A 25,343-nucleotide genomic window follows, 5' to 3' on the forward strand; every position below is an offset into this window, starting at 1 on the left:
GGCGTTACCACTGATTGCCAGGCGTAGCTTCCTTGATCAGCTCCAGCATCAGCAACGAACGTCCCATGACTTCACACTGCTGGCCAAAATCGAAACGCTCAGGGCGGGCAGTGGGGTTGCTGGTGTCTACCAGACGATTCCAGTAAATGCCCTGGGGTACTTCGGGCAGGGTGAAATCGATCTGCTCGTGGTGTGCACTGAGAATGATCAGCAGCGTTGCATCCGAGCCAGCCCGGCGTATGCCGGTGGGCTGTGCGCGGCCATCGAGCAGCATGCCCATGCAGCGGTTATTGACGTCATGCCACTGCTCGATGGATATCTCCTCGGCATTGGGCGCGAGCCAGGTAACATCCTTGACGCCCAGCTCCTCGTTGTACGCGCCCACCAGGAAGCGATTGCGGCGCAGCATGGGGAAACGCTGGCGTAACCGCACCAGCTTGCGCACAAAGGTCAGGAGCTCCTGGCTGTCTTCGCTGATATTCCAGTCGATCCAGCCGATCTCGCTGTCCTGACAGTAGGCATTGTTGTTGCCGTGCTGGGTGCGGGCGAACTCGTCACCGGCGACGATCATCGGTGTGCCCTGGGAGAACAGCAGGGTGGCGAAGAAGTTGCGCATCTGCCGGTATCGCAACTCGTTGATTTCGGGATCGTCGGTTGGGCCTTCGACACCGTGGTTCCAGGACAGGTTGTTGTCGCTGCCGTCGCGGTTGTCCTCGTCGTTATCCTCGTTGTGTTTGTCGTTGTAGGACACCAGGTCATTGAGGGTGAAACCGTCGTGCGCGGTAATGAAATTGACCGAGCTGAACGGGCGGCGGCCGCGCTGGTTATAGAGATCGCCGGAGCCGGTCAGGCGTGACGCCACGTCCGGTAGCTGGCCTTCGTCGCCTTTCCAGAAGGCGCGTACGGTATCGCGGAACTGATCGTTCCACTCCGCCCAGCCGGGTGGGAAACCGCCCACCTGATAGCCGCCCGGGCCACAGTCCCAGGGTTCTGCAATGAGTTTGGTCTTGGCCAACACCGGATCCTGACGACAGGCCACGAGAAACCCGTGGCGCTCGTCGAAGCCTTCGTGCTCGCGGCCGAGAATGGTCGCCAGGTCGAAGCGGAAGCCGTCCACGTGCATTTCCGACGCCCAGTAGCGCAGTGAGTCGGTGACCATCTGCACCACGCAGGGGTGGCTCATGTCCAGCGTATTGCCGGTGCCGGAATCATTGATGTAATAGCGCTTGTCGTCCGGCATCAGGCGGTAGTAGGAGACATTGTCAATGCCTCGCATGGAAAGCGTAGGACCCAGTTCATTGCCTTCAGCGGTGTGGTTGTAGACGACGTCGAGGATTACTTCCAGATCGGCATTGTGCAGATGCGCGATCATCTCCTTGAATTCGCTGATCTTGCCGCTGGCAAGGTATTTGGGATGCGGCGCGAAAAACGCAATGCTGTTGTAGCCCCAGTAATTGCTCATGCCTTTTTCCAGCAGGTGCTGGTCCTGAACGAAGGCATGAATGGGCAGGAACTCGATGCTGGAGACGCCCAGCTTGCGAATGTGGTCGATCACTTCCGGCGTCTTGAAGGCCTCGAAGGTACCGCGAACCTCTTCGGCCACTGCGGGATGGCGCATGGTGTAACCGCGTGCATGGGTTTCATAGATGATCGTGCGGTCCCACGGCACCTGCACCGGGTGGTCGCGACCCCAGGTAAAGGCGGGATCGATGACCTTGCACTTGGGGACGAAGGGCGCACTGTCGCGCTCATCGAAGCTCAGGTCGCCGTCGGGATGGCCGATGGTGTAGCCGAACAGCGCTTCGGACCAGCGCAGCTCGCCCACCAGCTGTTTGGCGTATGGGTCGATCAGCAGCTTGTTGGGGTTGAAACGATGCCCGGCTTCAGGCTCGTAGGGCCCATAAACGCGGTATCCATAGACCTGCCCCGGATGAGCGTCGGGCAGGTAGCCGTGCCAGATTTCATCGGTATATTCCGGCAGAACGATGCGCTCCAGCTCGGTTTCGCCGCTGGCGTCGAACAGGCACAGCTCAACCTTGGTGGCGTGTGCCGAAAAGATCGCGAAGTTGACGCCGAGGCCGTCCCAGGTCGCACCCAGCGGAAAAGGCAGGCCCTCACGGACGCGCGAAGGCTGCTGTACCTGGTGGGCTGATTGTTTTGCTTTGCTCATGTTTACTCCGATGACCGGGTCGCCACTCCGCTGGGACTCCAGCGAAGCTTCTATCTTTTGAACACCAAGGGGCCGCCTTCGCTGGCAAGCTCGCTGCTACGGAAAAGCGCTGTGCTTTAGCTGTCTGCGGGCTTGGTCGAGCGTGGCGCGCGGGGCTTTTTGACGGCAGCGGCGGCCTTCGCCGGCTTGCTGGCCGGCGTGGCATCCACAGGTTTGGCGGCAGCCTTGCGGCTGCGAACCGGTTTGGACGGTGCTGTGGCTGCGCTGCCCTGAGTTTCAACCAGCTTGCAGGCCATCTCCCAATGGCGCTCTTCCTGCCCGGTGGGGCGGCCCTCGGACTGCCAGATTTCGTAGGCAAGTTCGCGGATGCGTTGTTCTTGCTGGTTCATCGGTACTTTTCTCCTGACTATCTGATTGTTGTTTGCAGAATCGCTACGGGCAGGGATTCCAAAGCCTGTTGCAGATGCAGGCTCGTCTGATTGGGTGTGACTGCGTTTGCGCTGGAAAGTCGCATCAATGGACGACCGCTCAGCACCTCGGGCAGCTGCACCGAAGTGTCCTGCCAGAGCTCGGGTGCGATCTGCGGTATGGCGCTGTCGGCCAGCAGTGGGGTAGCCAAACGCGCTGCGATCACGATGAGCCAGGTGCCGTCACGCTCTCGGGCGAAGGCGATCACCCGGTCGGCGTGGCTGCCCTCGACCTTCAGTGGCAAATAGCTGCCTTCGCTGAACAGCGCGGGTAGGGTGCTGCGCAGGTTCAGGCAGCGGGCGATCAGCCATTGCTTGATGCGGCCATCCTTCCAGTTGGCCAGCAGCTCATCAGGCTGCGCCTGGGGGTTGAACGTGGCCTGGCGCCGAGCAAAGTCCACCGGCTGGCGGTTGTCGGGATCAACCAGGCTGAAGTCCCAGTAATCGGTGCCTTGGTAAAGGTCCGGCACGCCCGGGGTGGTCATGCGCAACAGCGTCTGGGTCAGGCTGTTCAGCGCACCAGCAGGGGCCAGCTCGGCAGCAGCGTCGGCAATCTCCTGACGCAGGCCACGGCATTCATCGTTCAGCAGCAGAGCCCGCAGATACTGCTGGCATGCGCTTTCGTAGTCGCTGTTGGGGTCGGTCCAACTGGTGCGCAACTTGGCCTCACGCAGGGCTTTTTCCAGCCATTTGCCGATTCGCTCGCAATAGGCCTCGACGCCTGCCTGATCGTCAGCGCTCAGCTCCAGTGGCCAGCTGCCAAGCAGGATCTGGTACAGCAGCAGCTCGTCACCTGGAGAGGGCGCCGGCCCGTCCGCCAGCTGTTGACGTACGCCGTAGGCCAGCTGCCGCCAATGCCGGGCCTTTTCGGCAAACCATTCGGCGCGCTCGCTGATTACAGCCACCCGCGCGCGGGTGTCTTCGCCGCGCTTGTGGTCGTGGGTGGCAGTGGTCAGCAGGTTCTGCGGGAAGTGTTCGGCGCGCTCCAGGCAGCGAGCATGGAAGCTTTCGACCGGCGCACTGAAAATCTGCGGATCAAAGCCAACATCGTTGCGCGACAGCAGGACGCCTGAGCGGTAGCAGGCGGTATCTTCCACGGCCTTGGCCGCCGCCGGGGAGGTGAGCTGCTGGAAACGTGTGCAGGCATAGCGACGCAGGCGTCGCGCAGGCCCGGCGGGCAGCGCACGCAGCGGTTCCCCGCCGAGCCAGCGGTCGAGGTGTTCGAGCAGGGGCCAGTCTTTTTCGCCTAACGTCGTGCGCGCACCGGCCAGAGCCTGCTGGAAAAACGGCTCGTCCGCGGGCCGGCGCCCCTGAGCGCCGATATAGGTGCGGTACACCGGAAAGTGCACGATCAGTTCCAGCAGCGCCCGGCGGATCGCGCCTAGGGTGATGTCGCGCGTCATCACGTCCTGTCTGGCTACTTGCAACAGCGCCTGGGCAACGCTTTCGTAGTCGCCGGCCAGCGGGCCGGTGACGACCAGCTGGCGTGCCTGGCGCACTTCTTCCATGAAGTCTTCGGTCCGTTCGGTGGTTTCGCTCCACAAGCCACAAAGCACCGATTTGCCGGCAGGGTCGTGCTGCAGCAGGGACACCTGATTCATGAACTCGTAGCCGGTTGTCCCGTCCACGCCCCAGTCGTCGTGCAGCTGTTCATCTCCGGCCAGAATCTTTTCCACGTAGATTGGCACATGTTCCAGCGCCGCTTCGGCTGGGCGTGCGGCCTTCAGGCGATCGACCCGGCGGCGCAGACGCCGGCAATATCCACGCGGGTTGGCCAAGCCGTCGATGTGATCGATGCGCAGGCCGTCAACCAGGCCGTCGCCGATCAGCTGGAAGATCTTCGCGTGGGTTTCCTCGAACACCACGGGCCGCTCGACGCGCAGCCCGCCCAGCTCGTTGATATCGAAGAAACGTCGCCAGTTGATGTCATCACCGGCGGTACGCCAGCTGGCCAGCCGGTAATGCTGGCGTTCGAGCAGGGCGTGCAGACGGCGGAAACCTTCCGCATCAGTGGAGTCGTAGCGCTTGAGCGCCTCTTCCAGTTCCTGACGGGTGCCGGGGTTTTCCAGCAGCTGGGCCAGCTCGGCGCGCAGTTGGCGAGCGGTTTGCCAAGGAGAGGGCGCGGTCTTGAGAGCGTCGAAGTGATGGGCCAGGCTACGCAGCTCCGGTTGCTCGGATTGCCGCAAAATCTCGCCGTAGCTGGGCGGCGTAATGGGGAAACGATGCTCGTAATGCTCGGCGTAGATGGAGCCGCTTTGCGCATCCAGGCGCAGGACGATGCTGCCCTGTTGCAGGGCTTCGCCATAGTCGCTGCCCAGGAACGGCACTAGCAGCTGACCTTCCAGCAGCGGGTCGGGCGAATTCCATTCGATATCGAAGAATTGCGCGTAGGGGCTGCCCCGGCCCCATTCCAGTACATCCAGCCACCATGGATTGCCGGAACCGCCAACGGCCATATGGTTGGAGACGATATCCAGAATCAGCCCCATGCCTCGGCGACGCAGGGCTTCGACGAGGCGCTGCAAAGCTTCTTCGCCACCCAGCTCGGGGTTGATGCGGGTCGGGTCGATGACGTCGTAGCCGTGCATGGAGCCGGGGCGGGCGGTAAGCAAAGGTGAGGCGTAGAGATGACTGATGCCCAGATCGGCGAAGTAGTCGACCAGGGCAGTAGCGTCATCCAGGGTAAATCCGCTGTGGAATTGCAACCGCAAGGTTGCCGTGAGGGGTTTCATCATTCTTGTTGATCTCCGGCACGCAGGGTGCCCCGTGCTCCAGCCAGGCATTGCAGCCGGCGGGTACTGTCAGGGTGATCGAGCAGGTTGGCGCTATCGCCGGGATAGCGCCGGCGCCAATTGGGATGGCCGTCGACGGTGCCCGGCAAGTTGGGTTGTTCTTCCAGCCCCAGCGCATCTTCCAGGGGCAGCAACACCAGCGGCGCCGGCGTATGCCCGATAAAACAGGCGCTGGCCTCTATGGCATTTTCTACGTCAAGCGGTTTGCTGGAGGTTTCGCCTGCATAGCGATGCAGTACGGCGTCCAGGCCGCGGCGTTCGCGCTCACGCTCTGCCAGCTGCTGCTGGCGATCCTCTTCGGCGCCATGGCCCGCACGAATTCGCCAGTCGATATCGCGCCCTTTCCACCAGCCGGCGAGCGTAGGCAGGTCATGGGTGGTGGTGGTTGCCAGAGCGTCGGCAGACCACTGTGGCGCCGGCGTGAAGCGTCCGTCGTCCTGCTCGAACAGCAGCACGCGCATGCCGAGAATGTTCCGTGCGGCCAGTTTCTCCCGCAGACCTTCCGGCACCGTGCCCAGGTCTTCGCCAAGGATCACGGCGTTCTGGCGTGAGGCTTCTAGAGTCAGCAGCCGCAGCAGGTCATCGAAGGGGTAGTTGAGATAGGCGCCGTTCTCCGGGCCTTCACCGGCGGGAATGACCCAAAGGCGCATCAGCCCCATGACGTGATCGATGCGCATGCCGCCAGCATGGGCGAGGTTGGCGCGCACCATTTCGATAAAGGCCCGATAGCCGTTGGCCTTGAGCCCCCAGGGCGAGAATGCGCAGATCCCCCAGTTTTGCCCGGCACGGTTGAGAATATCCGGCGGGGCGCCAACGCTCAGCGTGGCCAGTACCTCTTCCTGTCGGCTCCAGGCCTGGCTGCCGCCACCATCGGCGCCTACCGCCAGATCACTGATCAGGCCAATCTTCATTCCGGCGCTGTGGGCCGCTATCTGAGCCCGTTCCAGGCCTCGGGCGATCAACCACTGGCAGAAGGCGTGGTAACTGACCTCGTGAGCCTGCTCACGGGCGAAGCGATCAACCTCGGCGCCGTTCGGGTCACGATATTGCTCGGGCCAGTCGCGCCAGTGCTGCGGGTGCCCATCGGAATCGAGAAGGGTGGCATGCAGCGCTTCGAAGCGGCAGTGGTTCTCCAGCGCTTGCCCACCAGCGGCTCGGAAACTGTCGAAATCCGCCTGTTGCGCATTGCCACCTTTGCAGAAGTCCTCGAACAGCTGGCGCAGCAGTCGTTGCCGGGATTGGCTGACGGCAGGCCGGTCGATCAGCTCCAGTTGTTCCAGTCGTTGCAATTCTTCAGTCAGGCCGCAGGTTTCGATGGCCATGCGCAACGGTGCATCGCCCAGGGTCGCTTCGGGCGCTGCGTGCAGGCTATTGAAGAACAGGCGGCTGGACGGGGAGTAGGGGCTGAATTGGTGGTGATTGACGGAAAACATCGCATGAACCGGGCTGATGCCCAGCGCGTCGGCGCCATGTGCCGCGGCGTTGCGGGCGAAGGCCTCCAGCGCCAGGGTGTCACCCATACCGCCATCGCCTTCCCGGCGCAAGCCGTATAGCTGGACCGTCAGCCCCCAGGCCCCAGGGCCAGCAATTTCCGTCACGCTGGGGCAGGCAGGCGGCGCCACCGCAAGCGTCAGCTGGTGGCCGGCAATTCGCAGGCGGTGATAGCCCGGCGTATCGACGGAAGCCAGGCGACCTTGCTGATCCAGACTGCCGTCTCGCTGCTCGCCGCTTTCCAGTTCCAGGCTGTAGCGCTCGCCAGCGCGGCAATAGGTCGACAGGTCCAGCGCCGTGCCCTGATCCAGGGTCAGCAAAGGCGGCAGGCCATCGGCACCGCCATCAACGTGAAGTTTCTCCAGGCTACGCTCCACCGCGTCATCGCTGTCGGCGTCCAGTCCCAGGCCGTGCAACACGGCTCGCAGAACGTCGGGCGCGACTTGCTGCTCGCGCCCATCGGCATCGATCCAGTTGATGGACAATCCTGCCGCTTCGGCCAGGCGCTTCAGGCGTGCTTCATTCATGGAGATCTTCCAGCAGGACTCTGGCGGTATGGGGCGGCAGGCTGTCTGCGCTTGTGGCGTCTTCGCGGCTTGCGTAAAGCAGGCGTGCGGTCGCGGGGGCAGGGGTCAACTCGACTGGCTGCGTGCCCAGGTTGAGCTCCAGGCGCAGTCGGCTGCCGTCGCCCAGGCGCCAGTGCGCCAGGGCTGCGGCATCGCCGAGCGCTACTGCGTCCAGAAACGTCGCCCCCTGCAGGCGTGGGATGATTTCCCGGTGGCGAATCTCCAACAGATGGCGGTAAAGGCCGGCCCAGGCTTCGTCCACTTTGTTCGCATCCGGGCAGGAAGCCTCGAAGGTTGCCTCGGCGTTCGGGTCGGGAATGCGCGCACGAATGGCCTCGTCGGCAAACTCCGCGAATTCGGCAAATTCTCCTCGGCGCCCCTCGCGTACGGCATCGGCCAGTTCGCCGTGGTGGTCGGTGAAGAACAGGAAGGGCTCCCGTGCGCCCCATTCCTCGCCCATGAAAAGCATGGGAATCATGGGGGAGAGCAGCAACAGGGCGGTGGCGGCACGCAGGGCTTCAGGCTCGGCCAGGTTGATCAGGCGTTCACCGAAGGCCCGATTGCCGATCTGGTCGTGGTTCTGCAGAAAAAGCACGAATGAAGTGGGCGAGAGGTGTTTGCTGGGTTCCCCCCGTGCATGTCCACGCCGGTCCTGCTGCCCCTGGTAGATGAAACCTTCACCCAGGAAGCGCACCAGCTTGGCAGTGGAATCCTGGTGAAAATCCGCGTAGTAACCCTGACTTTCGCCGGTTAGCAGACTGTGCAGCACGTTATGGCCGTCATCGTTCCACTGCGCGGTGAAGTCCTGTTCAAGCAGGCTGACGCGGTTGTCCTCGTTTTCCAGAACCAGATGGACAAGGCGCCCCGGTTCGGTCTCGCCGCGCACACGCTCGGCCAGCTCGGTAAGGAAGCCCCGGTCGGTTATGGCGTGAACGGCATCCAGGCGCAGACCGTCGAAACGGTATTCGTTGAGCCACATCAGCGCGCTGTCGATAAAGAAGTCGCGCACCTCACGCTGACGGAAGTCGATGGCATCGCCCCAGGGGGTTTGCTGGTCGTGTCGGAAAAAGTGCTTGGCGTAGCGGCCCAGATAGTTGCCGTCCGGCCCGAAGTGGTTATAGACCACATCGAGAAACACCATCAGCCCGTGACTGTGGGCTGCATCGATCAGCCGCTTGAGGTCTTCAGGGCTGCCATAGGAAGCTTCCGGTGCGTAGGGCAGTACGCCGTCGTAGCCCCAATTGCGCGACCCCGGGAATTCCGCCAGCGGCATCAGCTCAATCGCGGTCACGCCAATTTCTGCCAAGCCGGCAAGGCGCTGCTCAATCTGCGCATAGCCACCGCAGGCCCCCACGTGCAGCTCGTAGAGTACCGTTTCATGCCAGGGACGACCGCGCCATTGCTGGTTGCGCCATGCGTAGGCCTGCTGATCGACGACCAGACTCGGCCCGTGAATGTCGCCCTGTTGCGCTCTGGCTGCAGGGTCGGGCACCTGCAGCTCGTCATCGATCAAAAAGCGATAGGCCGTACCCGCGCCGACTTCGGTATCCAGGCTGTACCAGCCGTTCTCCAGACGCTGCATGGGCAGGGTGGCAGCGTTTTCGAGCAACAGGCTGACCCGTTGCGCATCCGGTGCCCAGAGGTGGAAGCGGGTGTGGGAATCATCCAGAAGAAGTGGACCGTGCTGCATGGATTGCTCCCGTAATAAATGTCAGATGGCGACGCTGGCTTCACTCCGCTGACGCAGCAGGCGTTGGTACAGCTGGTAATAAGGCTCCACCGCGTGGCTCCAGAAGAAGCCGGCACTCATTGCACGGCAGCGCATGGCTTCTAGCAGATGTGGCCTTTCGAATACGGCCAAGGCGCGTTCCACCGCGTGGCGATAGCTCTCTATGTCTGGCGTATCGAACAGAAAGCCGGTTACGCCATCGTCGATACTGTCAGCCAGGCCACCGGTGCGATGGGCGATGGGCAGCGAGGCGAAGCGCTGGGCATACATCTGGCTCAATCCGCAGGGCTCATAGCGCGACGGCATCAGCAGAAAATCGCTGCCGGCGAACAGCCTGCGGGCATCGGTTTCGTTGAAGCCGACATGGGCGCCCACGCGACCTGGGTAACGTTCCGCCAGACTTTGAACCTGCTCTTCCAACGCTGGCTCGCCTCGGCCGAGGATGGCCAGCTGGCCGCCACGGGAGACGATGGTTTCAGCGACGTCGATGCTCAGATCGATGCCCTTTTGCTGCGCCAGGCGCGAAACCACCGCAAACAGAGGCCCTTCGCTCGGCTCAAGGCCAAACAGGTTGCGAACATGCGTCGCGTTGGCGCGCTTGCCGTTCCAGTCGTCCGGCCCGAATGGGCTGATCAGATGTGTGCAACTTTGCGGGTCCCAGCTCTCATCGATGCCATTGAGCAGTCCGCTGAGCAGACCCTGGCGCGCTTTCATCGCGAGGAAGCCATCCAGCCCGCAACCAAACTCCGGTGTGGTGATCTCCCGCGCATAGGTGGCGCTGACCGTGGTGACATGATCGGCATAGGCGATGCCGGCCTTGAGCAGTGACAGCGAGCCGTAAAACTCCATGCGCTCCGGCCCGCAGGCTTCCAAGGGAATGCACAGCCGGCGGCGCAACTGCATGCTGATATTGCCCTGGTAGGCCAGGTTGTGAATGGTGAAGATGCAGGGCGTATCAAGGCCGCGCCAGTGCATGTAGGCAGGCGTCAGGCCGGTCGGCCAGTCGTGGGCATGCACCAGTTCGGGACACCAGCGCAAGCGAGCGGAGCCGGCAGCAATATCTGCCGCGGCCATGCACAGCCGCGCAAAGCGCATGGGGTTGTCCGGCCAGTCCTGGCCATGCTCATCGCCATATGGCAGGCCATCGCGCTCGTAGAGCTCGGGGCAGATCAGTACGTAAATGATCAGACCATCGGGCATGTCGAGTCGGCCAATTCGACAAGCCGGGAGCTCGCCATGGGAAACGACGCTACCCACCACGCGGATCGGCAGGCCGCATTGCATGACCTGCGAGTAGCCGGGAATCAGCACGCGCACGTCATGCACTGCACCCAGGGCGCGGGGCAGGGCAGCGGACACGTCGGCGAGCCCACCGGTCTTGATCAGGCCGGTCAGCTCGGAAGTCACGAACAGGATCTTTTTCTTTTGCTCGCGCGTGCTGCGCAACTGCAGCACGGGGCGCTCGGACGCTGGCGTCGGGCGCTTGGCGACTTTCACAGAAACGGACGCATTCTCGACAGCAGCAATACTCATATAAATACTTTTCCCAGTGGCCTGGACTGGAGTCAGGCCGGTTACAGGCACGTTCCTACAACACAGCGGCCATTTGCGGCGCTGTAACCAATGAGCACGACGAGGCGAAAACAGCTTTGGTATGCGAGGTAGAGCTTCTGCGGCTCCACCTTCAGAGAGACCGGGCCACTGTGATTTGGTTCTCACTGTCTGACGAAACACACGGTGGAACTTTGCTCGCTCCTGCTTGCTCCGAAAGCTAAGCCACACGGGCCTTTCAGCGGAGCCAGGACCATGCGAGACCTTGCCGAAATCGTGCACTTCCTAAGTGACAGTGAAATTACCCTGACGACAGCCGAATCCTGCACCTGCGGACTGATCGCATCCCTGCTGGGTGATATCCCCGGTTGCGGGCAGGTGCTGGACAGCGCCTTCGTGGTGTATTCGCCCAGCGCCAAGCAGCGGCTGCTCAACGTAAACCCGGAGACTATCGAGACCTATGGCCTGACCAGTGAAGAGGTCGCGAGCGAAATGGCACTCGGTGCGCTGAACGCCGGTGAGGCGGATCTTGCAGTTGCCAATACCGGCGTTGCCGACGATAGCGAGGAAGATCAGGGTGGCACCCAGTGCTACGCCTTTGCCTTGAAAGAGGGCGGGCGTCAGGTGTGTATCAGCGAGACGCGGCAGTTCGACGGCGACCGAGTATCCATTCGCAAGCAGGCCGCACGTTACGCGCTGGAGTGTCTGCCGGAACGCCATGCTCAGCTCAAGGAGAAGCTGCGCGGCAATCCGTGAATGTGCAGCCGGTCGGGTACTTGGAACTCTGCCAGGCAGGGTCTTTCACTAAAGGACGAAAGCCAAACCTGGAGGAAAGCACATGCAAAGCGCACAAACCGGCAACGACATTCGCGTTGAGCGCCTGATTGAGTGGCTGCGTGACGCGCATGCCATGGAGGCCCAGGCCGAAACCATGCTCAACAAGCAGGCCAGCCGTATCGAACATTATCCAGAGCTGAAAGCGCGCATCGAGCAGCACATTCAGGAAACCCAGAACCAGTCCAGGCTTATCGAAAGCTGCCTGCAGCGCTACGACAAATCCCATTCGGGTCTCAAGGATCTGGGCGGCAAGATGATGGCGATGGGGCAGGCCATGGGCGGGATGATGGTCAATGACGAGATCGTCAAGGGCGCCATGATGGGTTACGTCTTCGAGAACCTGGAAATCGCTTCCTACGAAATTCTGATCGCGGCTGCCGAAGCTGTGGGCGATACCGAAACCCAGGAAATCTGCACCCGCATTCTGGCCGAGGAAGTGGCCATGGCTGAATGGATCCGCAGCCATCTTGCAGAGCTGACCCATGCCTATCTGACGCGGGCGCATGAGCCGGGTGTGGAAGCCAAGCGGTAACAGGCCGTTAACACGCTTTATAAACGGCTGCTACAACCCGCTTAGTTTGAGAGAACTCTTCGAGCCGCCACGCGTTGCGTAGAGTTCGAAACGCAATTCCTGTGCGAGCCGCACCAGGTTTTCGGTGTCTCGACATTGCTCGTCGGTGATACCGAAAACGGTCAGCTCTTCATCGAGGTGCTCTTTGTACAGGCGCACCGTGATGTGGCTGTCTTCCTGCGCATGGCAATCGCATTGAAAGGGCCGCAGATGGTCGCGAAGGATGTTTTCAATAGTCATCAAGGGTAGGCGCGTAGCCATGGCCATCCTCTCACCCTGTGTGCAGGTGCGCTGAGCGATAGATTGTCGGAGTGTTCTAGAACGCTAGCAGGCTCCTAAACGTTGTAAACCACCGTCCGGCGCCATGGCGCCTACCGAGGAGGTTGCATGAACATGTTCAAGATAGCGGCGCTGACATCGTTGATGGTTGCGTCAAGTGCGTTCGCCCAGTGGCCAGCGGGCACGCCTGAAGAAAGGCGTGGTTCAAAGCCCAGCAGTATGGGCAATCCAACGCCTCAGGAAACCCTGGAGACCGAGCGTGACCATAAAGGACGGCTGGTGACTGAAGATGGCCTACCGGTAGAAACGATGCGGGAAGAAAACGACCCAGCGCCGGCACCGGATCGTCATTCAAGCCCAGGCGGGCCTACCGATCCTGGCTCTGACCCAGGCACATTGGAGTAGCGGGGCATTTGCAGGCTGACGCGCGCTGCTGGTTTATCAGTTGTCGTGACAGTCCGCGCCTTGGCGAAGGTAACGCATTGTATGGGTTTCGCCATTGGAATCCAGGTAGGTCATCGTGGCTTCGACCACATTGCAATCATCGCTAGGAACGTCCAGTGACAGGACCTTGGCAATATCCGGCCGATCGCCGTACTCATAGTTTGACTGTTGCTCTTCCGCATAGGCCAAGGGTGCGGCGATACCAATGCTGGCAAGCCATATGAGGTTTCTCATGCTCTGGTCCCTCAGTGCGGAATTTATGGGCCGGGTACCGCCCGCCGCAAGAGCGGGCGTGGGCGTTACCGCTGAATAAAACAGGCTGCCAACGACGGTGCAGCCAAAAAGGAGACATCGACTGATCGTGCCAGGGAGCAACCAACGCACGACGCTGTGAGCACAACGATAAGCTCACTGCGATGTCACACGGCCAGTTTAGAGTTCCTCTGAGAGTAGAAATACATCGTCTGGAAGGAAGGACTGTTACGTAAAGCGCAACAATAAAATGGTCAGGTCTCGTTTTCTCTGGCCCAGTACTCCGGGTTTTGCACAATTTGGTGGTAGTCGGCGAGCTGTTGCGGCACCTGCTGCTTAAGAAAATCCACCCAGGTTCTTACCTTGGCATCCAGAAAGCGCCTGGACGGATAGAGCGCGTAAAGAGTCTTTTCCTGCAGGTGAAAGTGCGGCAACAACCGGACCAGTGAGCCACGCTGCAATGCCGATGCGGCTACATAGTCCGGCAACAGGCATATGCCCATGCCGGCCTCGGCGGCGCTGCTCATCGCTTCGGCAACATTCACCTTGAAGGTTTTGCCCGGGACAACGACGAATAAATCATCACCGCTCAACGCCTTATCAGTCAGAAAGCGCCAGGTATCGGTGAAGGCCGGATCAACCAGTTGCAGGCACCGATGGGCCTGCAGTTCTGCAGGTGTGCTCGGCACGCCATGCTGCTTGAGATATTGCGGCGCTGCACAAACCACTTGGGAGACGCTGCCCAGGGGCTGGGCGATCAACTCGGAATCGGGCAACTCGCGGGACAAGGTGATCACCACATCAAGGTCGTCTGCGAGCAGATCGGGCTGGCGCTGCGACAGCACAAGCTCGATGTTCACCTCGGGATACTGTTCGCTGTAACGTCCTGCCAAGGTGGCGAGCAGCTGAATGCCCAAACCGGTCAAGGCATGCACCCGAAGATTTCCGCGTGGCGTCAGATGCGAACCACTGGCCTGAGCACAGGCATCATCGATCTGCTCAAGAATCTGCCGGCACTGGAGCAGGAATGCTTCGCCAGTTTCAGTCAATGCCAGTCGCCGCGTGGTGCGGTGCAGCAGGCGCGCCTGCAGGTGATTTTCCAGGTCGGCCACCAGCCGGGAGACCTGGGCCGTGGAGCTCTCCGCTTGCTGGGCCGCGGCGGTAAAACTTCCCGCATCCACCACCCTGACGAAGGCCTGCATTGCATGCAGCATGTTCATAGTCCGCCCCTTGTTGAACCAGCACGCGCATCATGCCTGGCCATTGCCCAAGGAAGAAGGACGGTCGCGCCAGCTTGCGGGCATCGGTTTCCGGAATGACTCGCCTTCTTTCATTAGCGCAACGCAGATTGCGCTGGGCCAAACGCAGGGTAGGGGCGCAGTTATTTCGTCGATAAGAGACGAGTGCGGTAATCAGCGTTGGGAAAGTCGCGGCGCATCGTTGCGGATGGTGTTTCTCCAAACAGCGCCTTGTAGTAAGTGCCGAACATGCCCAGGTGCCAGAAGCCCCAGCGGGCGGCGATGTCGCTTATCAGCTCCGAGCCGGAGGCGGCGAGTATTTCCTGGCGTGCACCATGCAGTCGCACGTAGCGCAGGAAGGTGACCGGGTTGATGGATAGCACCTTCTGGAATGCGTAGTGCAGGGTACGCCGGGCGACGCGCAGTTCCTGGCAGAGTTCGAGAACGGTTGGCGGCTGGTCCTTGCACGACAGGATGTATTCCTTCGCCCGCTCGACGATATGGCGGTGGACGAACTGGCCGGGGTTGTGAGGCTTGACGTGGCCCAGGGCTTCCAACCCGCTGAAAAGCGTATTCATGATGTCGTTGAGGAGCACCTGGCGGACCGTCTCGTCCTTCAGGCACGGATGCACCTCTGGATGTGTTGCATGAGCGACTGTCGCGTTATCTGAAGCTGATCCCGCGTGAACTGGGAACGCTGTCGCCGCTGGGGCCTGTGGTGTCTCGGGGAATCCAGGCCACGCTTCGTAGCGGTCTGGTAGACGCCAGTTATCTGCGCGTCGGCGATGCGGCCTATACCTGCGATCCGCTGTCTGGCCACGGTATGTATGAGGCAATCTCTGGCGCATTCGCGGCGGCGCCGACTATCAACACGCTACTGACGCGACCGGAGCGCGAGGCGCTGGCCTGCGGATTCTATCGGGAGCGAGCCCAATCGTTGTTCCGCCAGCGGCTTGCCATGGCCGGCGAGCTCTACCGAGGCGAAACCCGCTGGGCCGACCAGGCCTTCTGGCGCAGCCGCAGCGAACTGCTCGACGAACCCGAGCCCGTGCCAAACGCTTCGCTGGTGACCACGCCCGTGGTCGAGCATGGCTTGATCGTCGAAAGGCCGGTACTGGTTACACCTGAAAATCCCCGTGGCGTGCGCTTCGTTGCGGGAGTGGATTTAGCCGATCTGCTTAGTCTGACCAAGACAATGGATCGCGAGCCCAGCATTGCATCCCTGGCGCAGCGTTTGAGCGTAGCGCCCAGGCAGGTCATGGCAGCACTGACATGGTTGCAGCAACTGCCCGAGTTCGCACAGGGCTTTGGCATTACAATCCCTGAGCTGCGCACATAGCAGCGCGCTAAGGCAAAAAGTGCTTGGCACGTCTGCATAATCGGTGATGTCATATTTCGCATAATCTATATTATGTTAAATAAGATATTACATAGCCAGGCGCGTATTGCCCTCGGCGCCCCAGCCCAAACTCCGAAACCAGTATTCGGCTAATAGCGATCCCCTTTCTGGATCTGCTCCTGCGACGTCGATACATTTGCCATTTTCACTGCATCGTCACGGTTTCGCCTTGCTGATACTCACGCGGCGTACAACCGAACTCACGACGAAATACCGCATGCAGATACTGCGCAGATTTGAAGCCGCAGTTTTGCGCAATGTCGGCGATTGGCGAATCGGTGTTCTTCAGCCTGCTGGTGGCCGCCGCCAATTTGAACCGCAGGATTTCCTCATGCACGCTGCAGCCTCGCGCTTTGCGAAAATGCGCTTCCAGCGATGAGCGCGAGACGCCTACATAAGCCGCCACCTGCTCAGTCTTGATCCCCTGGCAGGCGTACTGGCGGATAAACAACAGCGCCCGCATGACGTACGGGTTGCCCAATGGTTGATGCAAGCTCGATGGCTGCACATTGATCGCCTCAGGCGGCACCAGGATCTGCATTCCGGTTGACGGCATGCCGTGCAGCATCTGGTGAAGCAGCTGCGCCGCAGTCCGCCCCATGGTTTCGGTGCCCTGGCTGACCGAACTTAGCGGAACCCGGGTCAGGCTGCGGGTCAGCGGATCGTTGTCGATGCCGATCAACGCTACCTGCTCCGGTACCGCTATTCCGGCGGTCAGGCAGGCCTGCAGCAACTGCCGCGCACGGGCATCGGTTACCGCAATAATGCCGATGGGTTTGGGCAGGCTTTGCAGCCAGGCGATCTGTTGTTCGACGGCGCTGTCCCAGAGCGGCGCGCTGGTGCCCATCCCGCGATAAACCTCGGCGTGCAAACCGTCGCGCTGCATCAATCGGCGAAAGGCCTTTTCCCGCTCCTGAGCCCAGCGATTGGCCTGGGCTTCAGGCAGGCTGAAACAGGCGAAACGCGTTAGTCCGGCCTCCACCAGATGCTCGTATGCCAGCGTTATCAAGGCTTCGTTATCGGTGGCGACATACGGAATCCCTTTCGGATAGGCCCGCTTATCCTCATAGGAGCCACCAACCGCAACCACCGGCAGCTTGCTGTCGGCCAGCGCCTCGCCAATCAGCGGATCGTCGAAGTCGGCGATGATGCCATCCCCCTGCCAGCGCTCGATTCCTTTCAGCCGGCAGTGGAAATCCTCTTCGAGAAACAAATCCCAGGACGCCCGCGTGCTGCTCAGGTAGTTGCCGATTCCGCTGATGATGCCGCGGTCATAGACCTTGCTGCCGTTGAACAGCAGCGCAATGCGGTGAACGAGCGGAACAGTTTTCATGGACGTTAGCCGGCATTCGTCGATAGATAGAAACAGGCTAGGTCAAAATCGAACCCTGTGTTGGTGAGTTTCATAATTCTCGGCTTCAGGGCCGTTGCTAGTATCGGGACACCGCCAAGAACAAAAAGGGCTCCACCCATGGCCTACTTCCCCGATGTCGACAAGATTCGCTATGAAGGTCCCGCCAGCGATTCTCCCCTTGCCTTCCGTTATTACGATGCCGACAAGCTCGTGCTCGGAAAACCCATGCGCGAGCATCTGCGCATGGCGGTCTGTTATTGGCACAGCTTCGTCTGGCCAGGCTCCGATGTGTTTGGTGCGGGTACCTTCAAGCGCCCCTGGCAGCGCACGGCAGATCCGATGGAAATGGCCATCGCCAAGGCGCAGGCTGCGTTCGAGTTCTTCACCAAGCTTGGCGTCGACTACTACTGCTTCCATGACACGGATGTCGCTCCCGAAGGCAGCTCGCTCAAGGAGTACCGCAACAATTTTGCGCAGATGCTCGATCAGCTGGAGCGTCATCAGGAAGAGAGCGGCATCAAGTTGCTCTGGGGAACCGCCAATTGCTTCAGCAACCCGCGCTATGCCGCCGGCGCCGCCAGCAATCCGGACCCGGAAGTGTTCGCCTACGCCGCAACTCAGGTGTTTAGCGCCTTGAACGCCACCCAGCGTCTGAAAGGCTCCAACTACGTGTTATGGGGCGGTCGCGAGGGCTATGAAACTCTGCTCAACACGGACCTGAAACGCGAGCGCGAGCAGCTGGGGCGGTTTATGCGCATGGTGGTCGAGCACAAGCACAAGATCGGTTTCACCGGCGACCTGCTGATCGAGCCCAAACCGCAGGAGCCCACCAAGCATCAATACGATTACGACAGCGCCACTGTTTTCGGCTTTTTGCAGCAGTTCGGCCTGGAGAATGAAATCAAGGTCAATATCGAGGCCAATCACGCCACCCTCGCCGGCCACAGCTTCCACCATGAAATCGCAACGGCGGTTTCGCTGGGAATCTTCGGCAGCATCGACGCCAACCGGGGCGATCAGCAGAACGGCTGGGACACCGACCAGTTTCCCAACAGTGTCGAAGAAATGACCCTGGCCAACTACGAGATTCTCAAGGCCGGCGGTTTCAGGAATGGCGGCTTCAACTTCGACTCCAAGGTGCGTCGGCAAAGCCTCGACGAAATTGACCTGCTTTATGGCCACGTCGCGGGGATGGACGTCCTCGCCCTCTCCCTCGAGCGCGCTGCGGCTATGCTGCAGGACGACCGACTCCAACAGTTCAAGGACCAACGCTACGCCGGCTGGCAGCAGCCTCTCGGCCAGGCGGTACTCGCCGGTGAGTTCAGCCTCCAGTCGCTGGCCGAACATGCCTTTGCCAACGACCTCAACCCGCAGGCCGTCAGCGGCCGTCAGGAGATGCTCGAAAATATCGTGAACCGCTTTATCTACCCATGACAAAGGCAGAAAGCGGCCGGAGCTGCGTGGTTACATTCTCGCGACAATTCGTTACTCCCTGCGCCGTCCTGCTTTCTACAGTTCCTTAAGCACCACCCTCCTCGTCAGGCAGTGTCTCCAACAACAATAAAAGGACGCACCACCATGAAAATCGTAAAACGCATGCTGCTCGCCGGCGCCCTCGCGGTGTTCTCGCTTCCGCTGATGGCTGACCCCGCGAACCCGAAAATCGGCTTTTCCATTGACGACCTGCGCCTGGAGCGCTGGGCCAGGGACCGTGACTACTTCGTCGCGGCGGCGGAGGAAATGGGCGCCAAGGTCTACGTGCAGTCGGCTGACGCCAACGAGCAAAAGCAGATTTCGCAGATCGAAAACCTCATTTCCCGTGGCGTCGACGTGATCGTCATCGTGCCGTTCAACGCCACCGTGCTCACCAACGCCGTCGCCGAGGCCAAGCGCGCCGGGATCAAGGTGGTGTCATACGATCGACTGATTCTGAACGCCGATATCGACGCCTATATCTCCTTCGATAACGAAAAGGTCGGTGAACTGCAGGCCCAGGGCGTGCTGCAGGCAGCGCCCAAGGGCAACTATTTCCTCCTCGGCGGCGCCCCCACCGACAACAACGCCAAGGTCCTGCGTGAGGGCCAGATGAAGGTGCTGCAGCCTGCGATCGACAAGGGCGATATCAAGATTGTCGGGCAGCAATGGGTCAAGGAGTGGAACCCCACCGAAGCGCTGAGCATTGTCGAGAACGCGCTGACCCGCAATGACAACAAGATCGATGGCATCGTCGCCTCCAACGACGCCACCGCTGGCGGTGCCCTCCAGGCGTTGGCCGCGCAGAAGCTGGCCGGCAAGGTGCCGATTTCCGGTCAGGATGCCGACCTTGCTGCAGTCAAACGGGTGCTCGAAGGCACCCAGACCATGACCGTCTACAAGCCGCTGAAACTGATCGCCTCGGAAGCCGCCAAGCTCTCGGTGCAGTTGGCGCGTGACGAGAAACCGACCTATACCTCCCAGCTCGACAATGGCGCCAAACAGGTCGACACCATCCTGCTCACCCCCACCCCGTTGACCCGCGACAACATCGATCTGCTGGAGAAGGACGGCTTCTACACCAAGGCACAGATCTCCGGGTAACCGTGAGCAAGCTGCACCGGCTCGACCGATCTCGAGCACGACCCCGTGCGTCGGCAGGCAACCTGCCGACGTACCCGCGCCTGATGCTTAGCCGTGAGTGAATCCCGTGTCCGACTACCTTCTGCAAATGAACGGCATCGTCAAAACCTTTGACGGCGTCAAAGCCCTGAACGGCATCGATATCAAGGTCAAACCTGGTGAATGCGTTGGCCTGTGCGGCGAGAACGGCGCGGGCAAGTCGACGCTGATGAAGGTGCTTTCCGGGGTCTACCCCTACGGCACCTGGGACGGGGAAATTCTCTGGGACGGGCAGCCGCTGCGGGCCAAATCGATCAACGAAACCGAAGCGGCCGGGATCGTCATCATCCACCAGGAGCTGACCCTGGTACCCGATCTGTCAGTGGTCGAAAACATCTTTATGGGCCATGAACTGACTCTGCCCGGCGGGCTCATGAACTATCCGGCCATGATCCGCCGCGCCGAAGTGCTGATGCGCGAGCTCAAGGTGCCGGACATGAACGTCTCGCTGCCGGTCTCGCAGTACGGCGGCGGCTACCAGCAGCTGGTGGAAATCGCCAAGGCGTTGAACAAGCAGGCGCGGCTGCTGATTCTCGACGAGCCCTCCTCCGCTCTCACCCGCTCGGAAATCGAAGTGCTGCTGGACATCATCCGCGACCTCAAGGCCAAGGGCGTGGCCTGCGTCTATATCTCCCACAAGCTCGATGAAGTGGCCGCCGTATGCGACACCATTTCGGTGATCCGCGACGGCAAACACATCGCCACCACCGCCATGGCGGACATGGATATCCCCAAGATCATCTCGCAGATGGTGGGCCGGGAGATGAACAACCTCTACCCCACCGAACCCCATGACGTCGGCGAGGTGATTTTCGAGGCGCGCAACGTCACCTGTTACGACGTCGACAACCCCAAGCGCAAACGCGTCGACGATGTTTCCTTCGTGCTCAAGCGCGGGGAGATCCTCGGCATCGCGGGGCTGGTGGGCGCCGGTCGCACCGAGCTGGTGTCGGCGCTGTTCGGCGCCTATCCCGGCCGCTATGAGGCGCAAGTCCTGCTGGATGGCCAGCCCATCGACACCCGCAGCCCGCTCAAGTCGATCCGCGCCGGGCTGTGCATGGTTCCTGAAGACCGCAAGCGCCAGGGCATCATCCCGGACCTGGGCGTCGGCCAGAACATCACCCTGGCGGTGTTGAAGAACTACGCACGGATGACCCGCATCGATGCCGAAGCCGAGCTGAGCAGCATCGGCAAGGAAATCGCACGCATGCACCTCAAAACGGCGAGCCCCTTTCTGCCGATCACCAGCCTCTCCGGCGGCAACCAGCAGAAGGCCGTGCTGGCCAAGATGCTGCTGACCAAACCCCGGGTGCTGATCCTCGATGAGCCCACCCGCGGGGTCGACGTGGGCGCCAAGTACGAGATCTACAAACTGATGGGTGCGCTCGCTGCTGAAGGTGTGTCGATCATCATGGTGTCGTCGGAACTGGCTGAAGTGCTGGGGGTTTCCGACCGGGTTCTGGTGATCGGCGAAGGTCAGTTGCGCGGCGACTTCGTCAATCACGACCTCACCCAGGAACAGGTGCTTGCCGCGGCGCTCAGCCAGCCCGTGGGCCATAACAATAATGATCGGAAGTCCGCGTGATGAATCAGGTCAAGCAAGTCTTCAGCCGCTACAAGATGCTCGCGCTGGTCATCGCCGTAGCCATTATCTGGCTGTTCTTCAGCTGGCAGACCGACGGCGGCTTTCTAACGCCGCGCAACCTGTCCAACCTGCTGCGGCAGATGTCCATCACCGGGATTCTCGCCTGCGGCATGGTGCTGGTGATCATCAGTGGCGAGATCGACCTCTCGGTGGGCTCGATGCTTGGCCTGCTGGGTGGCCTGGCGGCGATTCTGGACGTGATCTACAACGTGCCGATTCTGGCGAACCTGAGCCTGGTCGCCCTCTGCGGACTGATGATCGGGCTTGGCAACGGCTACATGACTGCCTATCTGCGCATCCCTTCCTTTATCGTCGGGCTGGGCGGCATGCTGGCGTTTCGCGGAATCCTACTGGGGATTACCGGCGGTACCACCATCGCCCCGGTATCGCCGGAGCTTGTCTACATTGGCCAAGGTTACCTGCCACGCACGGCGGGTGTGGTGCTTGGCGTACTGCTGTTCGCCCTGACGCTGTTCCTGACCTGGCGACAGCGCCGCAATCGCGCCCTGCATGGCCTGGAAGCACATTCGCTGGTGCGGGACCTGTTGCGCGTGGCGCTGATCGGCGTCGTGCTGGCCGGCTTCGTCTACACCCTCAACAGCTACGACGGCATTCCGGTCCCGGTGCTGCTCCTGCTGATTCTGCTGGGCGTGTTCAGCTACGTCACCAGCCAGACGGTATTTGGCCGCCGCGTCTATGCCGTGGGCAGCAATATGGAGGCAACGCGGCTGTCTGGCGTTAATGTACAGGCCGTAAAGCTTTGGATCTTCGGCCTCATGGGCGTGATGTGTGCCCTCGCCGGCCTGGTAAATACCGCGCGCCTGGCCGCTGGCTCGCCTTCGGCTGGCAGCATGGGTGAACTCGACGCCATCGCTGCCTGCTTTATCGGCGGTACTTCCATGCGCGGCGGCTCTGGCACCGTCTATGGCGCCCTCCTCGGCGCACTGGTTATCACCAGCCTGGACAACGGCATGTCGATGCTCGACGTAGACAGTTACTGGCAGATGATCGTCAAAGGCAGCATTCTGGTGCTGGCCGTATGGGTGGATGTGAGCACACGCAGCGGGCGCCGCTGATTGATCGTGGGTTTGTCGCCGGAGGCTGCAGGAAGCCACCGGCGAGACTTCAGAGCTGGTCGAGCAACACCGTGGCCTTGGTGAATGTTTCGATATTGTCGATCAGACGGTCCAGGCATTTGGCCGCCTCTTTCGGATCGCCCGCTGCAATTGCTGCAGCGACACTGGCGTGCAGGCGAGCCATCTCGGGTAGATCGGCGGCCTGCTTGTAATGTAGGTACCAGAACCGCCGAGACAGGCCATTTAACGAGCGCAACGCATTTTCGGCAAATTCGTTTCTTGCGGCGTCTAGACAGAGTTCATTGAACTCGCGATCAGAGCGCATAAAAGTAACGTCGTCATTATCGATGGCCACCGCATTGAACTCGTCAGCCAGGCGCGCGAAAGATTTCCGTTGCTGCTCGTCTGCTCGCTTGGCGGCACTGCGGCATACCAGCCGTTCGATCTCCCTGCGGGTCTCGATCAGCCTGAGCTGTTTGCCAATATCAATGGGCGGGATCAGCAAGCCGCGTTGTGGCATCACCAAAATCAGGTGCTCGCGCGCCAGACGCTGTACGGCCTCCCGTAACGGAGTACGGCCAATGCCGGTCATCGCGCTCAGCGACTGCTCGGAGATAAGCGTTCCGGGGGGAATTCGGAGCGTGACTATCGCCTCCTCGAGCTGCTGATAAGCAATATCAGTGAGCTTGGCTTTTGACTTTCCCGAGATGCTGGGAAACGGCGTTATTGCTGGCGAGCTGCTGTCCATTTGGCCTTCCTTAAAATCCATTCGCAGCATAGCAAAGGTGATATGTGATCAGCTAGACTAATATATCAGCTGTACATCGAAGGATATAACAATGATTGATAAATCGATGGATGCAGGGTCGATGACTGTAGTCGCAGTGCATGGGATACAAGGCACCTCCGCTTCGTGGAAAAGTGTGGCCGAAGCCTGCGCGGCGCAAGCCTCTTTTATCTGCCCTAACCTGCGCGGGAGAGCGGACGCGCTTCGCGGCCAAGGTCCCGGGGACTATAGGCTGAGCCGCTTCAGTCAGGATCTTCTGAACATCACTCGTAATCGCCTTGACGATAGGCCATTCATACTGGCCGGTTGGAGCATGGGGGTGTCGGTGGCGCTCGAATACCTACAGCACAATGATCGACCGCAGCCGTGCGGGTTGATTCTACTATCAGGTAGCCCTCGTCCCGGGGTTGCCAGCTGGTTCAGACAGCAGGGCGACGAGCTGCTAGTGGAAATCGCCGAACGCGAAAAGCGCCTGAACCTCGCCATGGCGGCGGATCACCAGGCGGTAGCCTGGACCTGGGAAGAACTACAGCAGGTCGATCACACCGCCAGCCTCGAATCCATCCGTCTTCCCACCCTGATCATTCATGGCGATGCCGACCCGGACTCCCCCCTCGAACATGCGCGCTGGTTATCTGAAGGCATTCGCGATGCCGAGTTACGCATTATTGCGGGTGCCGGCCACAGCCTGCTGACAGAAAACACTGCCGTGGTGGCGCAGTACATCAACGCCTTCATCACCAAGCTTTATCACGCTCAGGAGCGACCATGAGAACCGAAGACCTTATTCACTTCTGTGCGCCTGGACGGCTAATCATCGGCAACGGCTCGCGCCACCAGTTACCTCAGCTACTTGCTCGCCTGGGTTATCGCTCGGGCGTGCTGGTCACCGATACCTTTTTCGCGGAGAAAACGCCCTGGGTGACTGAATACACCCAGGCTGCCGAACGACTTGGCATCAGTACAGTGATCTATGGCGGCGGCCTACCCGACCCAACAATAGGCTTATGCGATGAAGCCACCGCTGTTTTGCGCGACCAACTGGCCGGCACGCAGCCGGACCACGTCATAGCGCTGGGTGGTGGTAGTAACATCGACCTGGCAAAAGCCTTGGCCTTGACCCTGCCACAAGGTCGTTCCATTACTGAATTTACCGGCGACATCGGTGGTTGCAAGCCGCTCCCCTTGATCGCTGTGCCAACCACTGCCGGCACCGGCTCGGAAGCGACGCCAGGCGCGATTCTGCTGGACCCGGCAAACGCGACCAAGATCGCTGTAATGGATAACGCGCTGCGCCCGCAAATCGCCTTGATTGACCCGGAGTTCACCTACACCTGCCCTCCTCGCGTGACAGCTGACGCCGGCATCGATGCGTTCACTCACGCTATTGAATCATTCTTGACCCTGGATAGCGCTCTGTTCGACCGGGCCGGCAACCCCGACCCGGGCTACAGCGGGCGCTCGCCGCTGACCATGCTGTTCGCCAGAGAAGCCATGCGTCTATGCTTCACCTGGATGGAGCGAGCCTACCACCAAGGTGATGACACCGAGGCACGTGTAGGTATGGCTTACGCCAGCATCTATGCGGCGTTGTCCTACGGCACCGCGGGACTTAACGCCGGCCACGGCATCGCCTACGCCGTTGCAGGCCAGACGCATAAAAGCCATGGCAGCACCAATGCGGTGATGCTCCCCTACGTGCTCGACGCACTATGCGAAACCCGTCAGAGCGAGCTGGCTGAAATCGCAGCGATGATGGGCCTGGCGACAAGCTGTCCCGACGAGTCCGCACGCAAGGTTCCTGTGGCAGTCCGCGCCATGATCGGGCGCCTGGATATTCCGACCGACCTGAAAGCGTTTGGGATCAAGGAAGGAACATTGGACGACCTGACCGCTGACGCCCTCGCCGTAACGCGGCTGGCCAAAGCGTTCCCGGTGGCTGACCCCACCCTCGCCTATCGTCAGATCGTGCTGAATGCGTGGGAGGGATACCTCAGCGGCCAACCTTGATCGACCAAAGAAAAGGCGCTGCCTGAGCAG

21 protein-coding genes are annotated in these 25,343 nt (G+C 60.9%); 9 read left to right on the forward strand and 12 right to left on the reverse strand.

All coding sequences use genetic code 11. From position 1 onward, the window contains the following. Positions 1 to 4: 4 nt before the first annotated feature. From glgX to glgA, 6 genes are all read right to left on the reverse strand, one after another. On the reverse strand, positions 5 to 2,170 hold the full coding sequence (gene glgX / locus BN1079_RS03735; RefSeq protein WP_037022397.1) for a glycogen debranching protein GlgX: 2,166 nt from the start codon (positions 2,168 to 2,170) through the stop codon (positions 5 to 7). Between the two features lie 116 nt (positions 2,171 to 2,286). Next, a complete protein-coding gene (locus BN1079_RS03740; protein ID WP_037022398.1) occupies positions 2,287 to 2,559 on the reverse strand; it encodes a DUF2934 domain-containing protein in 273 nt (90 codons plus the stop codon). 17 nt (positions 2,560 to 2,576) lie between these two features. After that, positions 2,577 to 5,369 (reverse strand): malto-oligosyltrehalose synthase, encoded by a 2,793-nt coding sequence (locus tag BN1079_RS03745; RefSeq protein ID WP_037026600.1) that lies wholly within the window; start codon positions 5,367 to 5,369, stop codon positions 2,577 to 2,579. Beyond that, a complete protein-coding gene (gene malQ / locus BN1079_RS03750) occupies positions 5,369 to 7,447 on the reverse strand; it encodes a 4-alpha-glucanotransferase (RefSeq protein WP_037022399.1) in 2,079 nt (692 codons plus the stop codon). The genes BN1079_RS03745 and malQ overlap by 1 nt, the downstream gene beginning before the upstream one ends. Continuing rightward, the gene (gene treZ / locus BN1079_RS03755; RefSeq protein ID WP_037022402.1) at positions 7,440 to 9,176 is read right to left on the reverse strand and encodes a malto-oligosyltrehalose trehalohydrolase; all 1,737 of its coding nucleotides are present in this window, start codon (positions 9,174 to 9,176) and stop codon (positions 7,440 to 7,442) included. Before treZ ends, malQ begins: the two co-directional genes overlap by 8 nt. Before the next feature lie 21 nt (positions 9,177 to 9,197). Further along, positions 9,198 to 10,748, reverse strand: a complete 1,551-nt coding sequence (gene glgA, locus BN1079_RS03760) for a glycogen synthase GlgA (protein WP_037022404.1) — start codon at positions 10,746 to 10,748, stop codon at positions 9,198 to 9,200. 273 nt (positions 10,749 to 11,021) lie between these two features. Here glgA and BN1079_RS03765 point away from each other — a divergent pair, with 273 nt between their 5' ends. Next, the gene (locus BN1079_RS03765; protein WP_037022406.1) at positions 11,022 to 11,522 is read left to right on the forward strand and encodes a CinA family protein; all 501 of its coding nucleotides are present in this window, start codon (positions 11,022 to 11,024) and stop codon (positions 11,520 to 11,522) included. A gap of 82 nt (positions 11,523 to 11,604) precedes the next feature. Continuing rightward, positions 11,605 to 12,135 (forward strand): ferritin-like domain-containing protein, encoded by a 531-nt coding sequence (locus BN1079_RS03770; protein WP_037022409.1) that lies wholly within the window; start codon positions 11,605 to 11,607, stop codon positions 12,133 to 12,135. 30 nt (positions 12,136 to 12,165) lie between these two features. Here BN1079_RS03770 and BN1079_RS03775 read toward each other — a convergent pair whose 3' ends face one another. From BN1079_RS03775 to BN1079_RS17780, 4 genes are all read right to left on the reverse strand, one after another. Further along, positions 12,166 to 12,435 carry a DUF1652 domain-containing protein gene (locus BN1079_RS03775; protein ID WP_037026602.1) on the reverse strand — a complete coding sequence of 90 codons (270 nt, stop codon included), beginning with the start codon at positions 12,433 to 12,435 and terminating at the stop codon, positions 12,166 to 12,168. 459 nt (positions 12,436 to 12,894) lie between these two features. Next, positions 12,895 to 13,131, reverse strand: coding sequence for a DUF2790 domain-containing protein (locus BN1079_RS03780; RefSeq protein ID WP_037022410.1), 237 nt, complete (start codon positions 13,129 to 13,131; stop codon positions 12,895 to 12,897). A gap of 272 nt (positions 13,132 to 13,403) precedes the next feature. Then, a complete protein-coding gene (locus BN1079_RS03785) occupies positions 13,404 to 14,369 on the reverse strand; it encodes a LysR family transcriptional regulator (RefSeq protein WP_037022411.1) in 966 nt (321 codons plus the stop codon). A gap of 161 nt (positions 14,370 to 14,530) precedes the next feature. Then, a complete protein-coding gene (locus tag BN1079_RS17780) occupies positions 14,531 to 14,965 on the reverse strand; it encodes a helix-turn-helix domain-containing protein (protein ID WP_231850763.1) in 435 nt (144 codons plus the stop codon). A 62-nt stretch (positions 14,966 to 15,027) separates the two neighbouring features. On the opposite strand from BN1079_RS17780, the gene BN1079_RS17490 reads away from it, so the two are divergent. Then, positions 15,028 to 15,726, forward strand: a complete 699-nt coding sequence (locus BN1079_RS17490) for an NAD(P)/FAD-dependent oxidoreductase (RefSeq protein WP_052114420.1) — start codon at positions 15,028 to 15,030, stop codon at positions 15,724 to 15,726. Positions 15,727 to 15,931: 205 nt separating this feature from the next. Here BN1079_RS17490 and BN1079_RS03800 read toward each other — a convergent pair whose 3' ends face one another. Continuing rightward, complete coding sequence (locus BN1079_RS03800) at positions 15,932 to 17,119, reverse strand: XylR family transcriptional regulator (RefSeq protein ID WP_037022412.1); 1,188 nt, start codon at positions 17,117 to 17,119, stop codon at positions 15,932 to 15,934. Positions 17,120 to 17,257: 138 nt separating this feature from the next. Here BN1079_RS03800 and xylA point away from each other — a divergent pair, with 138 nt between their 5' ends. The 4 genes from xylA to BN1079_RS03820 all read left to right on the forward strand — a co-directional run bounded on the left by xylA (position 17,258) and on the right by BN1079_RS03820 (position 22,516). Next, positions 17,258 to 18,574 carry a xylose isomerase gene (gene xylA, locus BN1079_RS03805; protein ID WP_037022414.1) on the forward strand — a complete coding sequence of 439 codons (1,317 nt, stop codon included), beginning with the start codon at positions 17,258 to 17,260 and terminating at the stop codon, positions 18,572 to 18,574. A gap of 144 nt (positions 18,575 to 18,718) precedes the next feature. Next, complete coding sequence (gene xylF / locus BN1079_RS03810; RefSeq protein ID WP_037022415.1) at positions 18,719 to 19,717, forward strand: D-xylose ABC transporter substrate-binding protein; 999 nt, start codon at positions 18,719 to 18,721, stop codon at positions 19,715 to 19,717. A gap of 106 nt (positions 19,718 to 19,823) precedes the next feature. Beyond that, the gene (gene xylG / locus BN1079_RS03815; RefSeq protein ID WP_037022417.1) at positions 19,824 to 21,380 is read left to right on the forward strand and encodes a D-xylose ABC transporter ATP-binding protein; all 1,557 of its coding nucleotides are present in this window, start codon (positions 19,824 to 19,826) and stop codon (positions 21,378 to 21,380) included. After that, on the forward strand, positions 21,380 to 22,516 hold the full coding sequence (locus BN1079_RS03820; protein WP_037022419.1) for a sugar ABC transporter permease: 1,137 nt from the start codon (positions 21,380 to 21,382) through the stop codon (positions 22,514 to 22,516). The genes xylG and BN1079_RS03820 overlap by 1 nt, the downstream gene beginning before the upstream one ends. Before the next feature lie 49 nt (positions 22,517 to 22,565). Here the strand turns inward: BN1079_RS03820 and BN1079_RS03825 are convergent, their stop codons facing one another. Then, on the reverse strand, positions 22,566 to 23,264 hold the full coding sequence (locus tag BN1079_RS03825; protein ID WP_037022422.1) for a GntR family transcriptional regulator: 699 nt from the start codon (positions 23,262 to 23,264) through the stop codon (positions 22,566 to 22,568). A gap of 91 nt (positions 23,265 to 23,355) precedes the next feature. Between BN1079_RS03825 and BN1079_RS03830 the strand changes: the two genes are divergently transcribed. Both BN1079_RS03830 and BN1079_RS03835 read left to right on the forward strand, forming a co-directional pair. Further along, on the forward strand, positions 23,356 to 24,075 hold the full coding sequence (locus BN1079_RS03830; RefSeq protein WP_037022424.1) for an alpha/beta fold hydrolase: 720 nt from the start codon (positions 23,356 to 23,358) through the stop codon (positions 24,073 to 24,075). Then, a complete protein-coding gene (locus tag BN1079_RS03835) occupies positions 24,072 to 25,313 on the forward strand; it encodes an iron-containing alcohol dehydrogenase (protein ID WP_037022426.1) in 1,242 nt (413 codons plus the stop codon). Before BN1079_RS03830 ends, BN1079_RS03835 begins: the two co-directional genes overlap by 4 nt. The last annotated feature ends 30 nt before the right edge of the window (positions 25,314 to 25,343 follow it).

The sequence above is a fragment of the Pseudomonas saudiphocaensis genome, from assembly GCF_000756775.1.
Classification (GTDB): Bacteria; Pseudomonadota; Gammaproteobacteria; order Pseudomonadales; family Pseudomonadaceae; genus Stutzerimonas; species Stutzerimonas saudiphocaensis.